This window comes from Mycobacterium sp. (assembly GCF_052144515.1).
Lineage (GTDB): Bacteria > Actinomycetota > Actinomycetes > Mycobacteriales > Mycobacteriaceae > Mycobacterium.
Genome location: NZ_JBKQQD010000471.1, coordinates 1 through 3,423, shown reverse-complemented (window position 1 = coordinate 3,423; position 3,423 = coordinate 1). Strand labels below are relative to the sequence as shown.

General features: G+C 62.9%; 3 protein-coding genes and 1 pseudogene. 1 reads left to right on the top strand and 3 read right to left on the bottom strand.

Going from position 1 to position 3,423, the window contains the following annotated elements; all coding sequences use genetic code 11:
• The 3 genes and pseudogenes from ACLP9N_RS31835 to ACLP9N_RS31825 form a co-directional block, all read right to left on the bottom strand.
• A pseudogene (locus tag ACLP9N_RS31835) lies at window positions 1-523 on the bottom strand (hypothetical protein); the annotation flags it as partial.
• The gene (locus ACLP9N_RS31830) at window positions 510-863 is read right to left on the bottom strand and encodes a helix-turn-helix domain-containing protein (RefSeq protein WP_442411119.1); all 354 of its coding nucleotides are present in this window, start codon (window positions 861-863) and stop codon (window positions 510-512) included. The pseudogene ACLP9N_RS31835 and the gene ACLP9N_RS31830, both read right to left, overlap by 14 nt.
• Window positions 860-1,939, bottom strand: coding sequence for a tyrosine-type recombinase/integrase (locus ACLP9N_RS31825; protein WP_442411118.1), 1,080 nt, complete (start codon window positions 1,937-1,939; stop codon window positions 860-862). Before ACLP9N_RS31825 ends, ACLP9N_RS31830 begins: the two co-directional genes overlap by 4 nt.
• Window positions 1,940-2,810: 871 nt before the next feature.
• Here ACLP9N_RS31825 and ACLP9N_RS31820 point away from each other — a divergent pair.
• Entirely contained in the window at window positions 2,811-3,044 is a 234-nt protein-coding gene (locus ACLP9N_RS31820; protein WP_442411117.1) for a hypothetical protein, read from the top strand.
• Window positions 3,045-3,423 lie beyond the last annotated feature (379 nt).

The window sequence follows — 3,423 nt, the reverse complement described above, 5'->3', positions numbered from 1 at the left end:
GGCCGTCGTGGGTGAGGGGTATTGCGCCGGACGTGATTCCGCCGAGTAGCTCCAGGACCTGTAGGCTGCGTTTCCAGGCCAGGATGCTCTCGGGCCGGTCCACGCCGCACAACACCTCGATGAGGGTCTCCATGGCGGCCGGATCGGCGGGGTGGTGTAGCAGGATCCGGCAGAGGTCGTCACGCAGGGCACATCGAGCGCAGTCCCCGGCGCGGTAGATCTCGCCTTCTAGTCCGCACGTCCGGCAGGTGAAATTGCCGGGGATACCGGCGCAGGTCAGGCAAACCGGCCGCGGGTCGGTGTGGTTTGCGCGACCCGGCAGGACGCCATCGTGGCCGCAGATCGGGCAGATGCCATGGGTGCGCATCGCGGTGTAGAAGCAGCTGTGGCAGAGCTGATCACCCGGCCAGTACACCCGCAGCGTGTTGGCCATGCGATGACACCGATTGCACTCCACAGTGCCGGTGGTGACCGGTGGCCGGCCGCGGCGGGTGGACCGTGGTGTGGGGTCAATCGGTGGCATCGGTGACCACGCGTGCCCGCCGTGGCCGCACGGATTTGTTGAGTTCGACGACATTGGGCGGCGGGGTGGTGGTGGTTCCTGAGGCGGTCTTTCTGCGTCGGACGTCGGTGGCGGTCACCGTCACCAGGTCGTCCACGCCGCAGCCGAGAATGTCGCACAACGCCGCCATCAGTTGCAGGGAGACACGTTCGGGCCGTTGATGAACGACGCGGTAGACCTGGGGGCGGGAGAGCTGTATTCCGCGCTCGGCGAGACGGGGGATCAGGTCAGTGCTGTTGTGCATCCCGTGTGCGGCCATGAGCTCGGCGAGCCGCCAGCTGTAGTCGACTTCGCGTTTCATGAGGTTTCCTCTCCCAGCGAGAGCGCATCCTTGATGGTGCGGTCGAGCACGCGCCGCACGGTCCGGGTCCGAAAGTCGCTGGCGACGCCGGTGTATAGCGATGTGGTGCTGGCGAATTCGTGGCCGGCCTGGTCTTGGACGAACTTGGCGTCCCAGCCGTCTTCGATGAGGTGGGTGATGTAGGAGCGGCGGAACGAATGCAGATCCAGGCCGTCGGTCAGCCCAAGATCGTTGCAGTAGCGCCGGAACCGCCGCAGCAGGGTGTTCTCGGCGACCAACGAGCCACGTTCGCTGGGGAACAGATCGATGCTGTCGTCGATATAGGGCTGGCCGTGTGCCAGCCAGTCGGCAGTGATCTCCGATGTCCAGTCGAAGACCGTGAGCACGGTGCGGCGTTTGGGCGGTGAGCCTTTCTTTGCCTTGCCGTAGCGGACCTTGACCGCGCCGTAGCGGCCGAACTCCGGGGCGTGGGGGTTGCGGGTGAAGTCGACAGTCTGCAGATGCCGCAGCTCATTGAAGCGCAACCCGTAGGAGTAGGCGACCTTGAACATCACCGAATCCCGGTAGGCCGGCAGCCATCCCTTCTTGTTCGAGTTGGCGATCAAGGTGACCTGATCGTCGGCGTGGTCGAAGAAGTCCTGCAGCTCCTGCTTGGTGAACGGACGCTTCTCGGGGGACTGCTCGTTGTCCTGGACATGCGTGGCGGTGTTCCAGGCGAAAAACACCTGTGCCGGATGCGTGCCAAACCGCTGTTCGCACACGCGGTCCCAACCGTAGTCCGGATCCGCGATGTACGAGCAGAACAACCGCAGCGCATTCTGGTAGCCGCGTACCGTGGACTGTCGGCGGCCCTTAATGCCGCGCAGATCGGCGAAGAACTCCTCGACGATGGCCGGTGTCCACGACCACGGGAACTCGTTGCTGTGCGCGATGAAGCGGCGGACAGTGGCGATCCGAGCGTCGATCGTGTCATGCGCCAGGTTGCGGCATAGTTGCTGGTTGCGCCAGCCATCCAGCATTTCGTCGACCGTCTGGACCTCGGGATGCAGCAGAGGAACCGCGCCCACGACGAACACGCGACCGCTCTTATCGACAGGCAAACCGGCCTCCAGGCTGTCTCATCTGATGCATCATTGAATCATCTAATGAATCATTACCACATCGCCGCTGGTAGATCCAGCGCTTCAAGGAGGGTTGCATCAACGTGTCGAGGCACCGGGCCGAGGTCGGCGTCGTGGCCACCCGCTGCAGTGTGCCCAAACATGCAGCCAACCAGGACTTTTCACCCAATCGGGCCGAGGCGTCGACAGCGCGGCCGATCAAGTCGATCGGCGCGTGGATGATTCATCCGATGAAAACGGAGTACTTTAACTTGACATAATGTCGCTTATCGGCATAAAGCTAGTGCGAGTTGCATTAAGTGAAAGAACTCGCACCCCCTTGACGATTGGCCGATCTGAGCACGTCGCGACGCTGATTTCAGGTCTTGTTCCCCAACGGGGCTCCTTGCATCGGTTCTGCATCCGCCGAGGTTGCCGTACAGTTCGATCACTTAATGAATGATTCGGGTGTTAGGTGAAACCCTTGAGTGTGCCCCAGTCGGCCGGCCCAATAGCCGGCGATCGACCGCCCACCGTCCCTCTCTCCTCTCGCCACGGGCAATACGTCACTGTGACGAATTGACTTGTGGCGCAGAGCGGATTGAAACGCCGCGTTGAGTTGACGGTCGACCGGGTTTCGGGCGGCCATCGGGCCAACTGCCGCAGCAGCGGGTCAGCAACTCCGCGCACCATGCCATGCCAACCCAGCGGATTACCCCTAATTCGTCACTGTGACGTTTAGCTCTTCCCGACTAGTGCAGACCGAGTGGGCTGGCCTATGTATCGCAACCGCACTTCGTCGACCGCGACAACCAAGTTCATGATGCGATCCCTCGGGCCTCTCCAGATGCGTCGCGGGCGGTTGCCGACGGCGGCCGGCGGTCCGCTGGGACAGATGCTCAGCTATCCAGCGTTGACGATCCCCCTCGAAGAGCTGCCCCAGGAAGGTGTCCATCTCGAACGTGTCTATCGCTACGCCCGCGGTCTCGACGGCTCCACCTACGTCTGGATAGGACGCCGGAAGTCGACCGGAAGAGGCGAAGGCAGGAGCGGTTTGCGATTTGACTTCCTGGAGTTCTGAGGTGCGGACTGGCTGCGCCCGCGGCTGGGACATCGACGCGACGTTCGATCTGCCCAACGTCTCCGAAGGGTCCAGCACCTCTACGAACGCAGTTCTTGGCAGACTGTGCCGAGGCGTTCACCCGGCTTCCGCCCACGATCCTCTGCCCTGCATAGTGGGACACGCCGCGGGTAATGGCAAACCTCACCCCTGCAGTATTCGTGCCGATTCTCGCCAAGCTCGGCCCGATCGTTGCCGCGCTGGGCAGAGCAGACTGGTCCGAAAATTATGGGTGAGCCGCGGCTGCTCGGGTGATTTGGTGTTTGTTGCGCTGCGCCCGAGGTGGCGTGGTGGTCAGGCGGCCTGGATCGGGTCGAAGCGGACGGTGAACCCCAACATG